At 36.3% G+C, this 1,660-nt stretch carries 2 protein-coding genes; both read right to left on the bottom strand.

Going from position 1 to position 1,660, the window contains the following annotated elements:
• Window positions 1-1,167: 1,167 nt before the first annotated feature.
• A complete protein-coding gene (locus tag OGM63_RS03800) occupies window positions 1,168-1,332 on the bottom strand; it encodes a hypothetical protein (RefSeq protein ID WP_263744176.1) in 165 nt (54 codons plus the stop codon).
• Between the two features lie 72 nt (window positions 1,333-1,404).
• Window positions 1,405-1,660: hypothetical protein (locus tag OGM63_RS03795; RefSeq protein WP_263744175.1), on the bottom strand; the 256-nt coding region annotated here is incomplete at its 5' end.

The following is a 1,660-nucleotide window of genomic DNA, read 5'->3' as shown; positions in this document are numbered from 1 at the left end:
GCACCGTTTCGAGTTGAGATTAAATTAAACCCGAAACGGTGTATTTACTGAAATTCAATTGAGAATTGTGCACTAAAAATCAAATTATTCTCCTATTAGTTAATAATTTATAACGAATTTTCAGAAGATGCAATATAGTTTGAAATTTTTCGTCATCATTTTTTCATAAAAGCTGGGTATCATAACATACATATCTTTTACTTTGTCAGTTTTATTATCCACGGAAAAAGCCAGAATGCTTCTAGTTAAAGGCATACAGCCTTTACATGATTAACCAGAAACAAGCACACATACAAAATGAAAAAAGATGAAGACAAGTTTACTTATAGGGGGAAGGGGGAAACAGGGAAGAAATTGAATCATGGTGACTGTTACCCCACCCAATTAAAGACCGCGTAAAAGTTGCGCTTTTCTTAAACCGAAGAAAGGAAAAGGGAAGGAAAAATATAATTTTATGCGTATCTTAAATTACTTTTTTCTTTTCCCCTCCTCGATCAAGTGATTTTTTAAACACTCAAAAAATTTACACTCATTGAATTTAAGTAATATAAACGCTGTGTGCAACTTTCTCACAAACCTAACCCCCAACCCCTTCCCTTGTAGGGAAGGGGAGCAAGAATCAAAGCCTCTCTCCCTGTGGGGGAGAGGAATGGAAGCGGGGTTTCAAGACGGGAGTCGCACATCGCGTTAATATAATCGATGCAGCAAGAGAATTAAGGACTTTTTATCCAGTTACAGATATTTTGATGGCGATCGCATTCGATACAGAATCAAAAAGCAAATTACTCCATTATTTACAGGCTAATTTGCGAAAATAGATCGTGTCCGTAACTCATCAGAAAATTTGTTGCTTGGTTCGACAATTAAACAGCATTTTTTTTGCTACTCTCTCCAGGAAAACTGCAATACGAAATATCGCCTAAACATAGATAGGCTTAAAAGCGCCTACAGTATGCTTATTGGATAGTTTTTTTTCTTATCTTTTTAAATTTCAAACAAGAAGTTTTAAATTCACCGCTATTTTGTAACTATTGTTACTGACGCACAAGTAAATATGATATACCTATTTCCTGAAGTCAACGAGTGGGGAACAGCAAGAATTTGTAAAATCTTCCCGGTGATTCTTAAAGTTTGTGTAAAGTACAATGTCAGTTCGGGTTGCGTCTACTACCAATAACTTGCGATCGCCCAAGTCTTGCCGTTGGCATGAGTAGATTTGAGGAGTGAGATTTTCGTAAAAGCGATCGCTCCCACATCGCAATATTTATATTGACTGACAACATTAATATGTATTAAATTTCCAGGAATTACACTTGATATTATGCAAGACATAACTATATGAATAATCTCCGGAAAGTCTTATATTCCTCACATTTTAGATTTTAACGAGCCAAGGCGCATAACTCAATTTGCTTTTTTAGTGTATATAAAGCTACTTTTTCCAGAGCGATCGCCCTTGAATTTGAGAGAGGAATCTGTTGGTAGTAGTGTTTGATTAATTTTCACGCAAAGCCGCAAAAGAAGAGGGGGAAGATTGACACTCTGCCCTCTTAAGAGAGGCAGATTCTTTAAGGCTTGCTTAAAAGGGATAGTCAAATATCCCCCTAGACGCTCAAAACAACTACCTTTAAAGATGCTGCAATTGCGCTTACTTTTCAAT

The organism is Plectonema radiosum NIES-515 (assembly GCF_025753815.1).
GTDB classification, from domain to species: Bacteria; Cyanobacteriota; Cyanobacteriia; order Cyanobacteriales; family Nostocaceae; genus Hassallia; species Hassallia radiosum_A.
The sequence above is the reverse complement of the archived record's forward strand: the minus strand, read 5'-3'. Positions and strand labels throughout refer to the sequence as shown.